General features: G+C 71.4%; 15 protein-coding genes. 13 read left to right on the forward strand and 2 right to left on the reverse strand.

Going from position 1 to position 15,572, the window contains the following annotated elements; genetic code table 11:
• A partial coding sequence (locus AWZ10_RS21740; protein WP_060891851.1) for a 5-dehydro-4-deoxyglucarate dehydratase occupies positions 1 to 710 on the forward strand: 710 nt, incomplete at its 5' end.
• Complete coding sequence (locus AWZ10_RS21745; RefSeq protein WP_046705172.1) at positions 707 to 1,873, forward strand: hypothetical protein; 1,167 nt, start codon at positions 707 to 709, stop codon at positions 1,871 to 1,873. The genes AWZ10_RS21740 and AWZ10_RS21745, both read left to right, overlap by 4 nt.
• A 65-nt stretch (positions 1,874 to 1,938) precedes the next feature.
• Here the strand turns inward: AWZ10_RS21745 and AWZ10_RS21750 are convergent, their stop codons facing one another.
• The gene (locus AWZ10_RS21750; protein ID WP_046705173.1) at positions 1,939 to 2,547 is read right to left on the reverse strand and encodes a dihydrofolate reductase family protein; all 609 of its coding nucleotides are present in this window, start codon (positions 2,545 to 2,547) and stop codon (positions 1,939 to 1,941) included.
• A gap of 18 nt (positions 2,548 to 2,565) precedes the next feature.
• Positions 2,566 to 3,777 carry an MFS transporter gene (locus AWZ10_RS21755; RefSeq protein WP_060891852.1) on the reverse strand — a complete coding sequence of 404 codons (1,212 nt, stop codon included), beginning with the start codon at positions 3,775 to 3,777 and terminating at the stop codon, positions 2,566 to 2,568.
• Positions 3,778 to 3,997: 220 nt separating this feature from the next.
• Between AWZ10_RS21755 and AWZ10_RS21760 the strand changes: the two genes are divergently transcribed.
• The 11 genes from AWZ10_RS21760 to AWZ10_RS21810 all read left to right on the forward strand — a co-directional run.
• Positions 3,998 to 4,591 carry a TIGR03086 family metal-binding protein gene (locus AWZ10_RS21760; RefSeq protein ID WP_060891853.1) on the forward strand — a complete coding sequence of 198 codons (594 nt, stop codon included), beginning with the start codon at positions 3,998 to 4,000 and terminating at the stop codon, positions 4,589 to 4,591.
• A gap of 239 nt (positions 4,592 to 4,830) precedes the next feature.
• Complete coding sequence (locus AWZ10_RS21765; RefSeq protein WP_046704224.1) at positions 4,831 to 5,580, forward strand: MBL fold metallo-hydrolase; 750 nt, start codon at positions 4,831 to 4,833, stop codon at positions 5,578 to 5,580.
• 215 nt (positions 5,581 to 5,795) lie between these two features.
• Positions 5,796 to 6,479: a GntR family transcriptional regulator gene (locus tag AWZ10_RS21770; protein WP_060891854.1), complete on the forward strand. Its 684-nt coding sequence runs from the start codon at positions 5,796 to 5,798 to the stop codon at positions 6,477 to 6,479.
• A 97-nt stretch (positions 6,480 to 6,576) separates the two neighbouring features.
• Positions 6,577 to 7,488: a dihydrodipicolinate synthase family protein gene (locus AWZ10_RS21775; protein WP_046704226.1), complete on the forward strand. Its 912-nt coding sequence runs from the start codon at positions 6,577 to 6,579 to the stop codon at positions 7,486 to 7,488.
• A complete protein-coding gene (gene araD, locus AWZ10_RS21780; RefSeq protein ID WP_060891855.1) occupies positions 7,476 to 9,206 on the forward strand; it encodes an L-arabinonate dehydratase in 1,731 nt (576 codons plus the stop codon). Before AWZ10_RS21775 ends, araD begins: the two co-directional genes overlap by 13 nt.
• A gap of 239 nt (positions 9,207 to 9,445) precedes the next feature.
• Positions 9,446 to 10,381 carry a carbohydrate ABC transporter permease gene (locus AWZ10_RS21785; RefSeq protein ID WP_046704228.1) on the forward strand — a complete coding sequence of 312 codons (936 nt, stop codon included), beginning with the start codon at positions 9,446 to 9,448 and terminating at the stop codon, positions 10,379 to 10,381.
• On the forward strand, positions 10,378 to 11,280 hold the full coding sequence (locus tag AWZ10_RS21790; protein ID WP_046704229.1) for a carbohydrate ABC transporter permease: 903 nt from the start codon (positions 10,378 to 10,380) through the stop codon (positions 11,278 to 11,280). Before AWZ10_RS21785 ends, AWZ10_RS21790 begins: the two co-directional genes overlap by 4 nt.
• On the forward strand, positions 11,277 to 12,584 hold the full coding sequence (locus AWZ10_RS21795; RefSeq protein ID WP_060891856.1) for a pectate lyase family protein: 1,308 nt from the start codon (positions 11,277 to 11,279) through the stop codon (positions 12,582 to 12,584). Before AWZ10_RS21790 ends, AWZ10_RS21795 begins: the two co-directional genes overlap by 4 nt.
• A 5-nt stretch (positions 12,585 to 12,589) precedes the next feature.
• A complete protein-coding gene (locus AWZ10_RS21800; protein ID WP_107417478.1) occupies positions 12,590 to 13,780 on the forward strand; it encodes a Gfo/Idh/MocA family protein in 1,191 nt (396 codons plus the stop codon).
• Positions 13,780 to 14,625, forward strand: coding sequence for a DUF6807 domain-containing protein (locus tag AWZ10_RS21805; protein WP_046704232.1), 846 nt, complete (start codon positions 13,780 to 13,782; stop codon positions 14,623 to 14,625). The genes AWZ10_RS21800 and AWZ10_RS21805 overlap by 1 nt, the downstream gene beginning before the upstream one ends.
• A 5-nt stretch (positions 14,626 to 14,630) precedes the next feature.
• The coding region (locus tag AWZ10_RS21810; protein ID WP_208618541.1) for a glycoside hydrolase 43 family protein at positions 14,631 to 15,572 on the forward strand (942 nt) is incomplete at its 3' end.

The following is a 15,572-nucleotide window of genomic DNA, read 5'->3' on the forward strand; positions in this document are numbered from 1 at the left end:
CGGTGGTGGCCGGCGCGGGCTACGGCACCGCCCTCGCCGTGCGCTACGCGCGTCTCGCCGAGGAGGCCGGCGCCGACGGCCTCCTCGCCATGCCGCCGTACCTCGTCGTGGCCGCCCAGGAAGGGCTGCTGCGCCACTACCGGGAACTCGCCGCGGCGACCTCCCTCCCCGTCGTCGTCTATCAGCGCGACAACGCCGTCTTCACGCCGGAGACGGTGGTCGAACTGGCCCGCACGGAAGGGATCGTCGGTCTCAAGGACGGCGTCGGCGACCTGGACCTGATGACGCGGATCGTCAGCGCGGTGCGCGACGAAGCCTCCGGCCCGGACGGCTTCCTCTACTTCAACGGCCTGCCGACCGCCGAGCTGACCCAGCCCGCCTACCGGGCCGTCGGGGTCCCCCTGTACTCGTCGGCCGTCTTCTGCTTCGTACCGGAGATCGCCCTCGCGTTTCACAGGGCGCTCGGCGCGGGAGACGATGCGATCGTGGAACGGCTGCTCGACGGGTTCTACCGCCCCTTCGTCGAACTCCGGGCCCGCGGACGCGGCTACGCCGTGTCGTTGGTCAAGGCCGGGGTACGGCTACGGGGGCTGGACGTGGGAGAGGTACGGCCGCCGCTGCACGAACCGGCCGAGGAACACGTCAAGCAGCTGGGCCAGTTGATCGAGCGCGGTCACGCGCTGCTGGAAGAGTGCCAGGAGGGCAAGTGAAGGCGTCGACGTTCGTCTACCCGTGGGACGTCAACGGGGATCCGGCCGCCGCGGAGCGCATCGCGGGACTGGGCGTGCGGCAGGCGACGCTCGCCTCCGCGTACCACTCCACCCGCGCGCTCACCCCCCGCCACCCCCGGCAGCGCATCGTCACCGCCGAGCACGCGGCCGTGCTGTATCCGCCGGGTGCTCGGTGGCAGGGCCGTACGCTGCGGCCGTACCCGGCGGGGGAGTGGGCGCCCGGCGACGCGTTCGGGCAGGCGGCGACGGCGCTCGCGCACGCCGGTCTCGAAGTGCACACCTGGGTGGTCCTGGCGCACAACTCCCGCCTGGGCGCCGAGCATCCCTCGACCTGTGTGGTCAACGCGTACGGGGACCGGTACCCGTGGGCCCCGTGCGTCGCGCAGCCCGAAACGCGGGAGTACCTGGTCGATCTGGCGGTGGAGGCGGCGGTCCGGCCGGGCGCGCGCGGCACGGAGCTGGAGTCGCTCGGCTGGTACGGCATCTCCCACCTCCACGCCCACGACAAGACGGGCGGGGTCGGGCTCGGGGACGCCGGGCAGTACCTGATGTCGCTCTGCTTCTGCGGCACCTGCCGCGAGGGGTACGCCGAGGCCGGGCAGAACCCGGATGTGCTGGCGGCGGCCGTACGAGACGCGCTGGAACCGCTGTGGCGGGGCGAAACCTTCGACGAGGGCTGGCCGGCCGTGGAGAAACTCCTCGGGGCCGAGCGGGCCGAGGCCACGCGGGTATGGCGCGACGCGATCGCGCGCTCGCTCCAGGAGACGGCCGTCACGGCGGTACGCGCCGCCGCGCCCGCGGGGTTCCAGGTGCTCCTGCACGCGGACCCGGTGACCTATCACTGCGGGGCGAATCCAGGCGTCGACCCCGAGCACGTTCTGGGTGTGGCGGACGGTGTCGTCGTGCCGTGTGCGGGCGGTCCCGGACTGCTGCCGGCGTTCGCCGAGGTCGAGGCCGAGGGGGCCGTACTGGCCGCCAACTTCTCCATCGTGTCGGGAATGGGCGGCAGCCCGGTGACGCTGGCCGAGGACGCGGGGCGGGCCGTGGAGCTGGGTGCGACCGAACTCCGCCTGTACCACGCGGGGTTGGCCTCGGACCAGGACCTGGCGGCGGTACGGGAGGCGTTGACGGCGGTGGGCTGAGCCGGGAGGTCCGGCCCCGCCGGGGGAGGGCCGGCAGGGGCGGCCGTGCGCCGACGCCCCCCGGCTCAGGACAGGACACGGTAGGTCACGTGCGTGACCCGGTGCGCCGGCCGCGACGTCACCTGCTCCAGTTCCAGCGGCGGGACGCCCTCGAACAGGCGTGTGCCGGTGCCGAGGGTGAGCGGCACGATGTGCAGCCGCAGCTCGTCGATCAGTCCGGCGGCGAGGTACTGGTTGACGGTGGTCGCGCCGCCCTGGACCGCGACGTCGCCGTCGCCGGCCGCCGCGCGTGCCTGCGCGAGTGCCGACTCGATGCCGTCGGTGACGAAGTGGAACGTGGTGCCGCCGTCCATCGGCTGCGTCTCTCGCGCGTGGTGGGTGAGCACGAACACCGGTGCGTGGAACGGTGGATCGTCGCCCCACCAGCCGTTCCACTGCCGGTCCCACGCGCCACGCACCGGGCCGAACATGTTGCGCCCCATGATGAACGCCTTGGCGGCGGCCATCCGGTCGAGCTCGGCCCGGTTCTCGTCAGGAGTGTCGAACATCCAGGCGTGCAGTGCGCCGCCCGTGCCGTCGCCGCCGTCGTCACCGAACGGGCGTTCCTCTGTCTGGTTGAGCCCGGCCGAGTACCCGTCGGCCGAGATCGTGATGTCGCAGATCACCTTGCCCATGGGGACAGGGTCTCCTACCTACCGGCGATGGCGTAGGAGACCGGCCGCTGTCAGCAGGCACATCGTCCCCACGGTCGGCAGCAGCACCGGGAGGTCGACCAGCGCCACCAGGCCCGCGCCGATCGCCATGCCCGCCGCCGTCGGGGCGAACAGCAGGGTGTGGGCGGTGGCCGTGGTGCGGCCCAGCAGATCGGGCGGGGTCTCGCGCTGGACGGCGGTGAGCGCGGCGGTCAGGACACAGGGGAGACCGACACCGATGGCCGCGCTGCAGGCCAGGACGACGATGTCGTTCGGGATCGTGCGGGCCGCCACCGCCACCCCCGTCAGGGCGATGCCGTATGCCGCGAAGCGGAGTTCGCCCAGGCGGCGCAGGAGGGTGCCCGTGCTCAGGCCGACGGCGATCGAGCCGGCGCCCTGGGCGACGTGGAGGAGGCCGGTGTACACGGGGGAGTGGCCCAGGGACTCGACCACCGCGTAGATCAGGGCGCCGTTCACCCCGGAGAGCAGCATCGTCGTGCCGCCGGCCAGGACCAGGGGGCGCAGACGCTGGTCGGTGAGGAGGCGCCGGGCGCCTTCGGTGGTGCGGGCTCGTGGGCCCGTGGTGGGTCGTTCCGAGGGGCGGGGCTGTGTCTTCCGGAACCGCACCGCCCCGTACAGTCCCGCCGCCGCGACGAACGTGACCGCGTCCAGCAGTGCCACCGTCGCCCCGCCGTACGCGGCGTAGAGGCCCGCTCCCGCCGGCGGGGCCAGCAGCTTCATGCTCTCGTTCGCCGTCATGCGCAGGCCGTTGAAGTCGCCGAGGAGGGACGGGTCGACGGCGGTGGCGACCAGGGCCGACTCCGCCGCGTCGTGGACGACGCCTGCCGCGCCGTAGACGAGGAGGACCGTGTAGAGGAGCCAGAGGTCGCCCGGGGCGCGCACGGTGAAGAGGGTGAGGAGGAGGGCGGCGAGGGCGAGGTCGGTGGTGATGAGGACGGCGCGGCGGTGGAGGCGGTCCGCGAGGGTGCCCAGGAGAGGGCCGGCGAGGAGCGGGGCCCACAGGGCGAACGCGCACAGCGCCGCCAGCGCGTCCGAGCCGGTGAGGTCCTTGACCCAGACGCCCGCGACCAGCCACATCGCCGACGAGCCGAGGCCCGAGACCACCACTGCGGCCAGGTACAGCCCCGCGTCGCGGTCCCTGAGGACGCGTCCGGTCGGCCAGGTCGTGCGGGTCGTGGGTGTGGATGTCATGGCTGGTGATCGTGGTGCTAAGGGCCCGCCGTCCGGATCGGGCGGATGCCCTAGGAATCGTCGCCGGGAGGGGTGGGTGCGGGCTGCGCGATGAGTTCTCGGGACGCCGAAGGTCTACCGGACAAGGGAGACACAGACGTCCGGCCCAGCTTCGAGAGCCACCCGAGAGCCACCCGAGAAGCACCTGAGAACCATCCGAGAACCATCCGAGGAGCACCGCATGACCGACCACGCCCCGATCCCCCTCGACCTCGCCCCCCAGGCCCGGATCGTCGCCCGCCTCGCCCGAGGCGTCCGTGACGAACAGCTATCCGAGCCCACCCCGTGCCCGGAGTACGCCGTGCACCACCTCCTCGGCCATCTGCTCGGGCTGGCCGTCGCCTTCCGTGACGCGGGCCGGAAGGATCTGGGGCCCACGACGGACACCGATCCGCAGGCGGCGTTGCCCGACGTCGGGCAGGGCTGGCGTGAGGCTCTGCCGCAGGTCCTCGACGAGCTCGGCGTGGCCTGGCGGGACGCGGCCGCATGGACGGGGGAGACCCGGGCGGGCGGGGTGCCGCTGCCGGGGGAGATCGCCGGGGCCGTGGCGGCGGACGAGCTGGTCGTGCACGGCTGGGACCTCGCGCGGGCGACCGGGCAGGCGTACGACCCCGATCCGGCTGCCCTCGCCGCGACGCACTCCTTCCTCGCCGCCTCGGTCGACGATCCCTCGCGCGGCGACATCTTCGGCCCCGTGGTGCCCGTGCCGGACGGTGCGCCGCTGCTGGACCGCGTGATCGGGCTGAGCGGACGCGATCCGATCTGGAAGCCGTAGATTCCCGCGACGGGACGACGGGACGACGGGACGACGGGACGACGGGACGACCGAACGGCGGGACGACCGAACGGCGGAGCGACGGGGCGCGGCGGAACGACGGGGCGCGGCGGAACGACGGGGCGCGGCGGAACGGCCGAACGGCTCGCGCCGCCGACCGTCAGGACGCCGTAGGCGCATCCAGGACAGAACCCGCAAACGCGGCGCGCGCGCCCGCCCGTCTCCGTACGCTCCCGGACATGCCCCTGAGCCTCACCGTCCTCGGTACCGCCTCTCCGCACCCCCGTCCGGGCCGGCCGGCCTCCGGCTATCTGCTGCGCGGCGGGGGCGCCGAGATATGGGTGGACGCGGGGTTCGGGACGTTCGCCGAGTTGCAGCGGCACACGGATCCCACCCGGCTCACGGCGATCTGGATCTCCCATCTGCACGCGGACCACAGCGCGGATCTGGTGGCCGCGATGTACGGGTTCGCGTTCGGCGGCCTCACCCTGCCCGCGCCGCTGCCCGTCTACGCGCCCGGCGACTGCGCGGGGCGGCTCGCGGGCTTCTTCGGGCGGTCGGACACGGCGTTCCTGAGCGGGGTGTTCGACTTCCGCCCCCTGTACGACGGTCATTCGGTCCGGCACTGGAATCTGACACTCACCGCCCGCGCCGTGGTCCACGACGTGGAGTCCTACGGGCTGCGCGCCGAGTGTCAGGGGCGGATCTTCGCGTACTCGGGGGACAGCGGTCCGTGCGACGCCCTCGGTCACCTGGCCGGCGGCGCCGACCTGTTCCTGTGCGAGGCGGACGTCGACTCGCATCGCGAAGGCGAACCCCGGGTGCATCTCACCCCGGAGGAGGCCGGGACGTACGCGAAGAGCGCGAGCCGGCTGCTGATCACGCATGTGGGGCCCACGCTCACCCCGGAGGGGGCGACCGGGCGGGCAGCCGTCATCTTCGGCGGGCCGACAGAGAGCGCGCGCGAGGGCGACACCAAGATCGTGTGACAGCGGAGCGGTCGGCAAGGCCGTCAGCGGGGCCGTCAGTAGGGCCGTATGGCATCAAGATCGCGTGATGGCGGCCACATCTTCTTTTGTCGGAAGCATTGACGAAACACGGAGCCCCTCCCTACCTTCAACGCGTCGTACTTCGTACGTCATATATGAGACGCGATACGTGAGATCCCATATGGGATTCCACACGTGAGAACCGAGAGGCGCGCATGACCTCTGTGCCCATGCCGATCCCGTCCCGCACGCAGTTCGTGCTGGAGGGGATCAAGCACCGCATCCTCACCGGGCAGTTGACGCCCGGTCAGGCCCTGGTCGAGACCGAGCTGGCCGCGCAGTTCGGGGTGTCCAAGACGCCCGTGCGCGAGGCGCTCAAGACGCTGGCCGGGACCGGGCTCGTCGTGATGAACCAGTACAAGGGCGTCACGGTGCGCATGGTGGACGCGGACATGGCGCGCGAGGTCTACGACGTACGGCTGCTCCTGGAGCCGGAGGCCCTGCGGCGCTCGGTGCGGCGCGGTGCCCCGTGGAACGCGGCGGGTGACGCGCTGGCCAGGGCCGACGAGGCCACGGACACCGCCGAACGGTCGCTGGCCAACCGGGAGTTCCACCGCGCGCTGTACGTGCCGTGCGGGAACCCGCTGCTCGGCCGGATGCTCGACGAGGTGCGCGACCAGGCCGCCCTGGTGTCGGCCGTCGCCTGGGCCGCCGACCCGTCCTGGGAGCGGGAGGCCGCCGAGCACCGGGAGATCCTGCGGCTCGCCCTCGACGGCGACGCCGACGGCGCGGCCGCCGCCCTGCACGCGCACATCGCCTCGTTCGTCGAACGGGCCTTCCCCGGGGCCCGCGAGGAACAGCAGGCCCAGCAAGCTCAGCAAGCTCAGCAGGCCCAGTAAGCCCCCGAGTCCACGAGGCACGGCGAGCCCGCCCGACGCGGCGGGCCCGCCGGCCCTCCGCAGTCCTCCAAGAAGTCCTTGCAGAGGAAGGTCATCAATGAGCAGCGTGACGTTCGAGACCCAACGGGCGGCTCTGGCCGACGTGGTGGCCATCCCGGTGACTCCGTTCGCCGAGGACGGCACCGTCGACCAGAGCGCCCACCGGGCCCTGCTGCGTCGGCTGCTCGACGGAGGGATCACCACCCTCACCCCGAACGGCAACACCGGCGAGTTCTACGCCCTCACCCCCGAAGAGCGTCGCCTCGTCACCGAGCTGACCATGGACGAGGTCGGCGACCGGGCCGTGATCCTGGTCGGCGTCGGGCACGACGTGCCGACCGCGATCGCCTCCGCCGAGCACGCCCGCGAGATCGGGGCGCAGATGGTGATGGTCCATCAGCCGGTGCACCCCTACGTGTCGCAGGACGGCTGGGTCGACTACCACCGGGCGATCGCGGAGGCCGTGCCCGAGCTGGGCGTCGTCCCCTACATCCGCAACGCGCAGCTCACCGGTGTCCGGCTCGCCGAACTCGCCGACACCTGCCCGAACGTGATCGGGGTCAAGTACGCCGTGCCGGACGCCGCGCGCTTCGCCGCCTTCGCCCGCGACGCGGGCCTGGAGCGCTTCGTCTGGGTGGCCGGTCTCGCCGAGCCGTACGCGCCCTCCTACTTCTCGGCCGGCGCCACCGGCTTCACCTCGGGGCTGGTGAACGTCTCCCCGGCCGTCTCGCTGAACATGATCGAAGCGCTTCGATCGGGTGACTTCCCGGCCGCCATGAAGGTCTGGGAGCAGATCCGCCGCTTCGAGGAGCTGCGCGCCGCCAACGGCTCCGCCAACAACGTCACCGTCGTCAAGGAGGCCCTCGCCTCCCTCGGTCTCTGCCGCCGCGACGTCCGGGCCCCCAGCAGACACCTGCCCGAGGACGAACGCGCCGAGGTCGCCGCCATAGCCGCCGGGTGGTCGATGTGAAGAAGCCGGAAGAACTCAGAAGCCACCAGTGGTACGGCACGGACGGCCTGCGCTCCTTCAGCCACCGCGCCCGCACCCGCCAGCTCGGCTACCTTCCCGAGGAGCACCTCGGCAAGCCGGTCATCGCGATCCTCAACACCTGGTCCGACATCAACCCCTGTCATGTGCACCTCCGGGATCGCGCGCAGGCGGTCAAGCGGGGTGTGTGGCAGGCGGGCGGCTTCCCGCTGGAGTTCCCGGTCTCGACCCTCTCCGAGACCTTCCAGAAGCCGACCCCCATGCTCTACCGCAACATGCTCGCGATGGAGACCGAGGAACTGCTCCGCTCGTACCCGGTCGACGGGGCCGTGCTGATGGGCGGCTGCGACAAGTCGACACCCGCGCTGCTCATGGGGGCCTCGTCCGTCGACCTGCCGGCCGTGTTCGTGCCCGCCGGGCCGATGCTGCCGGGGCACTGGCGCAACGAGGTCCTCGGCTCCGGCACCGACATGTGGAAGTACTGGGACGACAAGCGCGCCGGGCTCATCGGCGACTGCGAGATGACCGAGCTGGAGTCCGGTCTCGCGCGCTCGCCGGGCCACTGCATGACGATGGGTACGGCGTCCACGCTCACCGCCGCCGCCGAGGCGCTCGGCGTCACGGTCCCGGGCGCGTCCAGCATCCCGGCCGTCGACTCGGGCCATGACCGCATGGCCGCCGCCGCCGGGATCAGGATCGTCGAACTGGTCCACAAGGACCGCAAGCTGAACGACATCCTCACCGCCGACGCCTTCGAGGACGCCGTCACCACCGTCCTCGGGCTCGGCGGCTCGACCAACGCGGTCATCCACCTCATCGCCATGGCCGGCCGCGCGGGCGTCAAGCTCACCCTCGACGACTTCGACCGCATCGCCCGTACGGTCCCGGTGCTCGCCAACGTCCGGCCCGGCGGCCAGAGATACCTGATGGAGGACTTCCACTTCGCGGGCGGCCTCCCCGGGTTCCTGTCCCGGATCACCGACCTGCTCCACCTGGACCGGCCGACCGTCGCGTTCGACACGATGCGCGAGCAGCTCGACGGCGCGCTCGTGCACAACGACGACGTGATCCGCACCCGGGACAACCCGGTCGCCACCGAGGGCGGGGTCGCCGTCCTGCGCGGCAACCTCTGCCCGGACGGCGCGGTCATCAAGCACATCTCCGCCGAGCCGCACCTGCTCAAGCACACCGGTCCGGCGGTCGTCTTCGACGACTACCGGACCATGCAACGGACCATCAACGACCCGGAGTTGGGCATCACCGCCGACAGCGTGCTGGTGCTGCGCAACTCCGGCCCCAAGGGCGGACCGGGCATGCCCGAGTACGGGATGCTGCCCATCCCCGACCATCTGCTGAAGCAGGGTGTACGGGACATGGTGCGGATCTCCGACGCCCGGATGAGCGGGACGAGTTACGGCGCCTGCGCCCTGCACATCGCACCGGAGTCGTACGTCGGCGGGCCCCTCGCCCTCGTACGCACCGGCGACTCGATCACCCTCGACGTCGAGGCCCGCAGCCTGCAACTCAACGTGGACGAGACGGAGCTGGATCGCCGCCGGGCGGACTGGACCCCACCGCCCACCCGCTACGAACGCGGCTACGGCGCGCTCTACAACGACCAGATCACCCAGGCGGACACCGGCTGCGACTTCGAGTTCCTGGCCAGACCGGGCAAGGTCCCGGACCCGTACGCAGGCTGAACACCTCGACCGACCCGCGCCCCCGGTCCTTCAGGGGCGCGGGGAACCGCGCGACAAGCCACAACGCACCCGCACCCGCGACACAACCGCGAGTGGCACCCCGTACCGCGAGATCAAGCACACCGCTACCCATCGAGAAAGCGCTTCCTGCGCCACGCGTGACCACGCACGACCATGCGTGACCACGCACGACCACGCGTGACCACGTACGACGACGTACCAGAAACGGAGCCCCAGTCATGGCCCAAGCCGCAGCCGTGGCGAAACCGCCCGCGCCACCCCGGCGGCGCCGTGCCTCCGCGACACCACGCAGGCTGCCCTACCTGCTGATCGCCCCGGCCGGCCTGCTCATGCTGGGCTTCATCGCCTACCCGGTCATCAGCGTCTTCTACTACAGCCTGCAGCACTACAACCCCACGAAACCCTGGCGGAACGGCTTCGCCGGCTTCGACAACTTCGTCCACGCCTTCACCGAGGACCCCCTGTTCTGGGACACCCTCGTCTTCAGCGCCAAGTGGGTGGTCGTCGAGGTCTCGCTGCAACTGCTGTTCGGTCTGGCGCTCGCGCTGATCGTGAACCAGACGTTCGTCGGGCGGGCGGTCGGCCGCGCGCTGGTCTTCTCGCCCTGGGCCGTCTCCGGCGTGCTGACCTCGGCGATCTGGGTGCTCCTCTACAACTCCCAGACGGGCATCACCCGTTACCTCGCGGACATGGGCATCGGTGAGTACGGCACCAGCTGGCTCTCCGACACCTCCACCGTCTTCTCGGCGGCGATCGTCGCCGACCTGTGGCGCGGTGTCCCCTTCTTCGCGATCCTCATCCTCGCCGACCTCCAGTCCGTCTCGAAGGACCTGTACGAGGCCGCCGAGGTCGACGGCGCCAGCCGTGTCCGGCAGTTCCTGCACATCACGCTGCCGCACCTGAAGGACGCGATCATCCTCTCCACGCTGCTGCGCGCGGTGTGGGAGTTCAACAACGTCGACCTCCTCTACACCCTGACAGGCGGTGGGCCGGCGGGTGAGACGACCACCCTCCCGCTGTACATCGCCAACACCTCCGTCGACGCCCACAACTTCGGCTACGCGTCCGCCCTGACCACGGTCGCGTTCGTGATCCTCCTCTTCTGCTCGATGGTCTATCTGCGGCTCAGCAAGTTCGGAGGCGAGTCCAAGTGATCACCAAGGACGCCGAGAAGGTCGTTCCGGTGCGGCCCGCGCCCGCGGCCGAGGAGCCCCCGCAGCGCCCGGGCAAGGTCCGCCGCGCCTGGGACGAGGTCCCGCGCTGGCAGATCTACCTGCCGCTGGGGATCTACCTGGTCTTCACCCTCGTCCCCTTCTACTGGATCCTGCTCTTCGCGCTGCGCAAGCCCGGCTCGACCTCGCTGGTGCCGTGGCCCATCACCTTCGAGCACTTCGAGAAGGTGTGGAACGAGCGCAGCTTCGGGGTCTACTTCCAGAACAGCGTGCTCGTCGGTGTCGTCACCCTGCTGATGACCACGCTCGTCGCCCTGGCCGGCGGCTACGCCCTCGCCCGCTTCGACTTCAAGATCAAGCGCGGGTTCATGCTGGCGCTGCTGTGCTCCCAGTTCGTGCCGGGCGCGCTGCTCCTCGTCCCGCTGTTCCAGATCTTCGCCGAACTGCAGATGATCAACTCGCTCGGCAGTGTCATCCTCGCCGAGACGGTCTTCCAGCTGCCGCTGTCGATCATCCTGATCAGCAACTTCATCAAGAACGTGCCGTACACGCTGGAGGAAGCGGCCTGGGTGGACGGCTGCAACCGGTTCACCGCGTTCCGGGTGATCGTGCTGCCGCTGCTGCGGCCCGGTCTGATCGCCGTCGGTTCCTTCGCCTTCGTGCACTCCTGGAACCACTTCCTGTTCGCCCTGATGTTCCTCAGCAACCAGGACAAGCAGACCATCCCGGTCGGCCTCAACACCCTGCTCAGCGCGGACAGCGTCGACCTGGGCGCGCTGGCGGCCGGCGGCATCATCGCCGCCGTACCGGTGGTCATCGTCTTCGCCTTCATCCAGAAGTGGCTGATCACGGGCTTCAGCGCCGGGGCGGTGAAGGGATGACCGTACGCAGGAGAGCGGTTCAACTCGTCGCCCTCGCGGGGGTGCTGGGCCCCACGCTCACCACCCCGGCCGGGGCCGGGTCCCGGGACATCGGCCGGGACACGCTCGCGGCGGACGACGGCTGGGCCGCGGCCGACGGTGGTACCACGGGGGGTTCCACCGCCGACGACGCCCATGTCTTCACCGTGCGCGACCGGAGCGAGCTGGTCCGCGCGCTGGACGGCGGCAGCGCCACGCCGAAGATCATCCGGATCGCGGGGACCGTCGACGCCAACACCGCCGACGACGGGGACAAGCTCGACTGCGACGACTACGCGACCGACGGCTACGACCTGAAGGAGTACCTGGCCGCGTACGACCCGCGCACCTGGGGCTCCGCCAGGCCCAGCGGCCCCCAGGAGGAGGCCCGCCAGGCGTCGGCGGCGAGACAGGCCGAGCGGATCCAACTGGCCGTCGGCTCCAACACCACGATCGTCGGCCTGGGTTCGTCGGCGGTCCTGAAGGGCGCCGGTCTCCAGCTCACGGGCGTGGACAACGTCATCGTCCGCAACCTCGAACTCCGGGACGCCTACGACTGCTTCCCCGTCTGGCAGCCCAACACCGGCGGCCTCGGCGACTGGAAGACGGCGTACGACAACATCTGGGTGCGCGGCGCCAGTCATGTCTGGGTCGACCACGTCACGATCTCCGACAAGGGCCACCCCGATGCGGACGAGCCGACGTACTTCGGCCGCAACTATCTCCGTCACGACGGCCTGCTCGACATCACCAACGCCTCCGACCTGGTCACCGTGTCCTGGAGCCGCTTCGTCGACCACGACAAGGGGATCCTGATCGGCAACGGTGACACGGCGACGGGCGACCGGGGCAGGCTCCGGGTGACGCTGCACCACAACCAGTTCGAGAACGTCGTACAGCGCGCGCCGCGCGTCCGCTTCGGACAGGTGCACCTCTACAACAACCGGTACGTCGTCCCGGCCGACGCCCACGACTACCGCTACGCCCTCGGCGTCTCCACCGAGTCCGCCGTGTACGCCGAGAACAACGCCTTCACCACGCCCGGCCACATCGAGGTCGCCGACCTGGTGAAGAGCTGGAACGGCACCGCCCTGCACCAGACGGGCACCCTCTTCAACGGCTATCCGGTGGATCTCCTGGCCATCCACAACGCCTACAACTCCGGCAGCGAGCGTGACCTCACGGCCGACGTGGGCTGGACGCCTACCCTGCACCAAAAGATCGACAGCGCCGGGAAGGCCGCCCGAGAGGTGGCACACGGCGCGGGCGCAGGGAGGATCCGATGAACCCGATGGACCAGAAGAACCCGCACACCGCCACGTACGACACCCCGCTTCCGCTCGTCCTCGCGGGTGCCCGGGGCCACGGCCGCTGGCACCTGGAGAACATCCGGCGGCTGCAGGACAAGGGCATCGTCCGGCTCGCCGGCATCTGCGAGCTGACCCCGCTGGGCGCGGACGAGATCCCGGACGGCCTCGGCACGCCCGAACAGTCCGCCGACTTCGGGGCGCTCCTCGATTCGACGGGCGCGGCGATCGCCGTGATCTGCACCCCGATCCCGACCCACACCGACCTGGCACTGACGGCGGCTCAGCGGGGCGTGCACGTCCTGCTGGAGAAGCCGCCGGCCCCGTCGTACGCCGAGTTCCGCCGCATGGCCGACGGGGTCGCGGAAGCCGGCGTGGTCTGCCAGATCGGCTTCCAGTCGCTGGGCTCGCACGCCGTACCCGCGATCCGGAAGATGGTCGCGCAGGGCCTGATCGGCGAGGTCGTCGGTATCGGAGGGGCCGGTGCCTGGGCCCGCGCCGAGGCCTACTACCGGCGGGCGCCCTGGGCCGGCAAGCGGCGCCTGAACGGCGTGGACGTGATCGACGGGGCGCTGACCAACCCCCTCGCGCACGCCGTCGCCACCGGGCTCGCGCTCGGCGGTGCGGACCGTGCCGAGGACGTCACCGCCATCGAGACCGAGCTGCTGCGCGCCAACGACATCGAGTCCGACGACACCTCGTGCGTACGGATCACCACCGCCGACGGCGGCCGGATCACCGTCGCGGTCACGCTGTGCGCCGAGGACCCGGGCGAGCCGTACAACGTCGTGCACGGCACCAGCGGCCGGATCACCTTCTGGTACAAGCAGGACCGCGTACTCGTCCAGCGGGCCGGACACGGCCCGGAGGAGATCGAGTACCACCGCACGGACCTGCTGGAGAACCTCGTCGACCACCTCGTCGACGGCGCCGATCTGCTGGTCCCGCCGGACGTGACCGGCGCGTTCATGAAGGTCGTCGAGGCGATCCGGGTCGCCCCGGACCCGATCGCGCTCCCGGCCGAGGCCTGGCACAGGCCGGCCGACGAGGACCGCCGGGTCGTCGACGGCATCGACGGCCTGGTCGTGGCCGCCGCCGACAACCTCGCCCTCTACTCCGAACTGGGTGCCTCCTGGGCGCTTCCCGCAGCACCGGCGAAAGAGGTGAGCACTTGATGACGACCGACGAGTCCCTGGTCCTGCGGGTGGCGGGCCGTCCGGTGGGCCGCTACCTCACCCGGCCCGAACTGCCCCGGCGGCACTCCCCCCGCCCCTATCTGCATCCCGTCACCACCCTTTCCGGTACGGCGGTCACCGAACTGAGCCCCGCCGACCACCTCCACCACCTCGGCGTCGGTGTCGCCGTTCCCGACGTCGAGGGGCACAACTTCTGGGGCGGGCGGACCTACGTCCGCGACCGGGGCCCGACCGAGCTCGACAACCACGGCTGCCAGCGCCACACCGGCTTCCAACTGCGCGACCCCGACGGTTTCGTCGAGGAACTGCGCTGGGTGGCGTCCGGCAGGGAACTGCTGCGCGAGCGCCGTACGGTCGCGACCACCGAACTCACGGAGTCCGCCTGGGCGCTGGACTTCACCTTCTCCCTCACCAACATTACCGACGCCCCGGTGTCGATCGGCAGCCCCGCCACCAACGGCCGCCCCGGCGCCGCGTACGGCGGTTTCTTCTGGCGGGCCCGCAAGGAGGCCGCCCCACCCCGCGTCTTCACCGCCGACGCGGAGGGCGAGGCCCTGGTCCACGGGGCCCGTGCCGACTGGCTCGCCCTGGCCGGCGGCAACTGGACGCTCATCTTCGCGGGGGCCACCGACACCACCCGCCGCGACCCGTGGTTCGTCCGTGCCGACGAGTACCCGGGCGTCGGCTCCTCCCTCGCCCACACCGAGCGCCTCCCGATCGAACCGGGCGGGACCGCCGTACGCCGGATCGTCACCGTCGTCGCCGACGGCACCCTCGACCGGGGCGGGGCCGCGGCCCTCGTCCGCAAGGCGGTGAGCCAGTGAGCGCGATATCCGGTGCCTTCGCCACCACGGCCGGTGCGTCCACCGCCGCCACCGCCGCCACGGCCTCCGCGCCCGCGTTCTCCGCCGACCAGGGCGACGGCACCTACCGCAACCCGGTCCTCGACGCCGACTGGTCCGACCCCGACGTCCTGCGCGTGGCCGACGACTTCTACATGACCGCCTCCAGCTTCGGCCGGGCCCCGGGTCTTCCCCTGCTCCACTCCCGGGACCTGGTCAACTGGACGCTCGTCGGCCACGCGCTGCAACTCCTCGAACCAGCGGCCGAGTTCACCGTCCCGCGCCACGACTGCGGGGTGTGGGCGCCCTCGCTGCGCCACTTCGACGACCGGTTCTGGATCTTCTGGGGCGACCCCGACCACGGCATCTTCCAGGTCAACGCCCCCGGAATCCGGGGACCTTGGACCCCGCCGCACCTGGTCAAGGAGGGCAAGGGGCTGATCGACCCCTGCCCGCTGTGGGACGAGGAGACCGGCGAGGCGTACCTCGTGCACGCCTGGGCCAAGTCCCGCTCCGGCATCAAGAACCGGCTCACCGGGCACCGGATGCGGCCCGACGGCACCGGGCTGCTCGACGAGGGCAAGGTGATCGTCGACGCGGACCGGCTCCCGGGCTGGTTCACGCTGGAGGGGCCCAAGCTCTACCGCCACGACGGCTGGTACTGGATCTTCGCCCCCGCCGGGGGCGTGGAGACCGGCTGGCAGGGCGTCTTCCGCTCCCGCGGCTTCTTCGGGCCGTACGAGGAGCGGATCGCCCTGGAGCAGAAGGACACCGAGGTCAACGGGCCGCACCAGGGCGGCTGGGTGCGCACGGCGGCCGGCGAGGACTGGTTCGCGCACTTCCAGCAGCGGGGCGCGTACGGCCGGGTCGTCCACCTCCAGCCGATGCGCTGGGCCCCGGACGGCTGGCCGGTGCTCGGCGACGAGGGC

It is taken from the genome of Streptomyces europaeiscabiei (genome assembly GCF_001550375.1).
GTDB lineage: Bacteria > Actinomycetota > Actinomycetes > Streptomycetales > Streptomycetaceae > Streptomyces > Streptomyces europaeiscabiei.

Excerpts from the sequence above, each read along its gene's own strand:
- AWZ10_RS21755 (WP_060891852.1), bottom strand. The coding sequence starts at position 3,777 with ATGACATCCACACCCACGACCCGCACGACCTGGCCGACCGGACGCGTC.
- AWZ10_RS21750 (WP_046705173.1), bottom strand. The coding sequence starts at position 2,547 with ATGGGCAAGGTGATCTGCGACATCACGATCTCGGCCGACGGGTACTCG.
- AWZ10_RS21785 (WP_046704228.1), top strand. The coding sequence starts at position 9,446 with ATGGCCCAAGCCGCAGCCGTGGCGAAACCGCCCGCGCCACCCCGGCGG.
- AWZ10_RS21800 (WP_107417478.1), top strand. The coding sequence starts at position 12,590 with ATGGACCAGAAGAACCCGCACACCGCCACGTACGACACCCCGCTTCCG.
- AWZ10_RS21775 (WP_046704226.1), top strand. The coding sequence starts at position 6,577 with ATGAGCAGCGTGACGTTCGAGACCCAACGGGCGGCTCTGGCCGACGTG.
- AWZ10_RS21760 (WP_060891853.1), top strand. The coding sequence starts at position 3,998 with ATGACCGACCACGCCCCGATCCCCCTCGACCTCGCCCCCCAGGCCCGG.
- AWZ10_RS21765 (WP_046704224.1), top strand. The coding sequence starts at position 4,831 with ATGCCCCTGAGCCTCACCGTCCTCGGTACCGCCTCTCCGCACCCCCGT.
- AWZ10_RS21770 (WP_060891854.1), top strand. The coding sequence starts at position 5,796 with ATGACCTCTGTGCCCATGCCGATCCCGTCCCGCACGCAGTTCGTGCTG.
- AWZ10_RS21795 (WP_060891856.1), top strand. The coding sequence starts at position 11,277 with ATGACCGTACGCAGGAGAGCGGTTCAACTCGTCGCCCTCGCGGGGGTG.
- AWZ10_RS21805 (WP_046704232.1), top strand. The coding sequence starts at position 13,780 with ATGACGACCGACGAGTCCCTGGTCCTGCGGGTGGCGGGCCGTCCGGTG.